We start from the raw sequence: 3,966 nt of genomic DNA, 5'->3' as shown, positions 1-3,966 counted from the left end.
ACTCGCAAGCTGGCGATTGATCTGGTGCTGTTCATCAATGGCATTCCGGTCGCCACCGTGGAATTGAAAACTGACTTTACCCAGTCCGCAGAGGCGGCCATGGAGCAGTACAAGAACGACAGACTGCCGTATGACCCCAAGACCAAGCGCCGTGAGCCGTTGCTGACTTTCAAGCGGGGCGCTGTCGTCCACTTTGCGATGTCGGATTCCGACATCCAGATGGCCACCAAACTTGATGGGGAAAACACCACTTTCTTGCCGTTCAACCAGGGTGACGAAGGTCATGCCGGCAACCCTGTGCGCGAGGACAAGGAATACCCCGTCGCCTACTTTTGGGAGTCGGTCTGTCAGCGCGATGCCTGGCTGCGCATCTTCCACAGCTTTGTCTATGTTGAAAAGAAGGATGTCGTCGACCTGAAGGGCAACTGGTCGAAGAAGGAAACTCTGATCTTCCCGCGCTACCACCAGTGGGCGGCGGTCAATACCATGATCGCCGATGCCCGCGCCAACGGCCCCGGCATGCAGTATCTCGCCGATCACAGTGCAGGCTCCGGCAAGACTAGCACCATTTCATGGACAGCCCACGACCTGGTTAAGCTTCGCCGGGACAACGGTGATGCCATCTTCAACAGCGTGATCATCGTTACTGACCGAAACGTGCTGGATAGTCAGCTTCAAGATGCGGTCAAACAAATTGACCATCAGTTTGGGGTGATCGCTGCCATTGATCGCCAGAAGTCATCCAAGTCGAAGAGTAAACAACTGGCAGAAGCACTGCTGGCCAACACTCCCATCATCGTCGTGACCATACAGACTTTCCCCTACGCGATGGAGGCCATCGTCACGGAAAAGTCCCTGAAGGACAAGAGTTTCGCGGTAATCATCGATGAGGCGCACGCTTCACAGACAGGATCGACGGCGGCCAAGCTCCAGACAGCTCTTTCCATGAGCGGCAAGGGCAAGATGTCCACCATGACCGTGGAAGAACTCCTGGAGGAGTTGCAGAAGTCGCGGGCACGGCCGAAGAACATCAGTTACTTTGCTTTTACGGGGACGCCGAAGCATTCCACCCTCATGCTGTTTGGCCGCCCTGCCGATCCGTCCCGCCCGGCATCGAAGTCTAATCTGCCGCAGTCGTTCCACCGGTATCCCATGCGCCAGGCCATTGAAGAGGGCTTTATCCTTGATGTTCTGCGCGGCTATGTGCCCTACAAAACCGCATTCAACCTGGCTAAACAGGTTGAAGATACCAAGCGTGTTAGTGGGAAACAGGCAAAACGGGCGCTAGCCCAGTGGATGTCCCTGCATCCCACCAATGTCACACAGAAGGTGCAGTTCATCATCGAGCATTTTCACAAAAATGTTGAATTCCTGCTCGATGGCAAGGCCAAGGCCATGGTGGTTACCAGTTCGCGTGCCGCTGCCGTGCGTTACAAGAAAGGGTTTGACCGATACATTGAGAAGCATCCCGAATACGCCGCCATTCGCTCCCTCGTCGCCTTCTCAGGCAAGCTGACCGGCAAGCAGGTCATGCACTCTGACGATGAGCGCATCACAGGAGAAGTCTTCATGGTGGATGAAGGCGATGAATTTACCGAGGTCAGCATGAACCCGGATGTTGGCGGTCAGGATTTGCGGCTGGCCTTCGATCGCCCGGAATATCGGGTCATGCTGGTTGCGGACAAGTTCCAGACCGGGTTCGATCAGCCGAAACTTGTGGCAATGTATGTCGACAAGAAAATTGCCAATGACGTAGAGATTGTGCAGACTTTCTCCCGCCTGAACCGGATTGCACCGGGTAAGGACGAAATCTTCATCATCGATTTCGTCAATGATCCGGCCAACGTGCGGCGAGCATTTGCCATGTACGACGACGGCGCGCAGATTGATGACGTGCAAGAACTGAATGTGGTCTACGAGATTAAGGAAACGCTTGACGCTCAAGGGTTGTATGAGGAATCTGACCTGGAAGCCTTCAAAGAGGCCCGTTTCAGGACTATCCGCGACATAACGCAGTCGCAGGAGCCGCAGCACAAAGCACTCTATGCCGCCACAGAACAACCAACGCGACTCTTTAACCAGCGCCTGAAAATGCTGCGCGATGCAGTGAATACCTGGGAAGCCGCTTATGAGAAGGCGCACAACCAGGGCGACGAAGCTGGTACCAAAACGGCGGATCATCATCGGCGCGAACACGCTGGCCAGATCAAAGCCCTCATGACGTTCAAGGCGGGGCTGGGGCGCTTCTGCCGTGCCTATGCCTACATCGCCCAATTGGTCGACTTTGGTGACCCAGAGCTGGAAAACTATGCGGCATTCGCCAAACTGCTTCAGAAGCGGCTGAATGGCGAATCGCCGGAGAATGTCGATCTGAAAGGGTTGGTACTGACGGGCTTTGATATCAAGCACAAGGACGATATAGTTGGTGATGGGGACGAGCCTCCAGTATTGAAACCCGTCGGCCCCGGTACTGGTGGTGGGAAAGACGATGATCCTCACTACCTGCATGAAATAATCGACCGCTTAAACCGACTGTTCGGCGATGCCACGCCATTGCGTGACCAGGCGACCTTCGTCAATCACATCGTCGCGATTGCTCGCGAGAACGATGTTGTGATGGCCCAGGTAGAAAACAATACCCGAGAGCAGGTGCTGAAAGGAAACTTGCCGGGCGCGGTTCAGCAAGGGGTGGTTCGCGCACTGACCTCCCATCAGAAGTTAGCCACGCTGGTGCTTAAGTCCGACCGTCAGGCAATGTCTGCCCTTACCGACGTGATCTACGAGTTGATCCGGGAACGCCGGGATATTGATCTGGACGACCTTAGTGTTTGATCTGCTGAACCTCCCCGGTGTCAGACCGGTGGATTTGCGCGCGGCCAATAAAGCCATTGTCGTCATTGCCGAAGCTGTTGAAGGCGACCCACCGCAATGCCCGGAGTGCGCCAAACCGATGTATCGGCATGGCCGACGGACAAACACTTTTGCTGATACCCCGATGCAGATGCAGCCAGTCCGACTCGAAATCTCCCGGCCACGCTATCGGTGTGATGTTTGCGGCAAGACGATTACGCCTGAACTGACCTTTCTGGACGAACATCGCAGGGCAACCAGGAGACTGGTAGATGCCATTCGCGAGCGCTGCCTTGGAATGACTTTCCATTCACTCGCCGAGCAGACCGGGCTGGCGGTTAACACCATCAAGAGCATTGCCCACGACCTGATTGGGGATTTGGAACGCACGGTGCATTACGAAACCCCGGTCATCATGGGCATTGATGAAGTCAATCTGGCCGGCGGCATGCGATGCGTCATTACCAATCTGGCAACAAACAACGCTTTTCAGATGCTTGAGTTTCGGACGCAGGAACATCTGAAGCCATTCTTCAAGAATTTGCCTGACAAAGAAAAAGTGGAGTGGGTCTGCACGGACATGTGGCGACCGTTCAAGCGCTCATTCAGCCAATACCTGCCGAATGCACGCCTGGTTATCGATAAGTTCCATGTTGTGGCGATGGCATCGGAGGCGCTGGAGACTGAGCGGAAGAAGTACCAGGCGACACTGGACAAGGATGAGCGCGTCAAGGTAAAAAAATCGATACGATGGCTAACCTTAAAGCGACCAAAGAATCTCTCTCCTGCCGAAGCTGAGGCACTGGAAGTTATTCGGCAATTGATCCCAAACCTAACTGTTGCTTATGACTTCAAGGAAGCCTTCTACCGGATTTACGATGAGCCGATCAAGGAGGCCGCCATGCGGGCGTTCGAGGCGTGGGAAAACACGCTACCAGATGATGAACTGGACAACTTCCATAGTTTAGCCAAGACTGTCCATAATCACTACGAGGATATATTTGCCTACTGGGACTCACCCGGCCGGATCACGAACGCCTACACGGAAGGCTTAAACGGCCTGACCAAGGTTGCCAACCGCATGGGACGCGGATACAGTTATGAAATCATTCGGGC

The 3,966-nt window shown here is 54.6% G+C and carries 2 protein-coding genes; both read left to right on the top strand.

Translation table 11 applies throughout. The features are described 5' to 3' along the window. On the top strand, window positions 1–2,832 hold a 2,832-nt coding region (locus M7R55_RS07615), incomplete at its 5' end, for a DEAD/DEAH box helicase family protein (RefSeq protein WP_298219819.1). Beyond that, a partial coding sequence (locus M7R55_RS07610; RefSeq protein ID WP_298219820.1) for an ISL3 family transposase occupies window positions 2,825–3,966 on the top strand: 1,142 nt, incomplete at its 3' end. The genes M7R55_RS07615 and M7R55_RS07610, both read left to right, overlap by 8 nt.

The organism is Halothiobacillus sp. (genome assembly GCF_027346185.1).
Taxonomy (GTDB): domain Bacteria; phylum Pseudomonadota; class Gammaproteobacteria; order Halothiobacillales; family Halothiobacillaceae; genus Halothiobacillus.
This window is presented reverse-complemented; position numbering and strand designations above follow the sequence as displayed.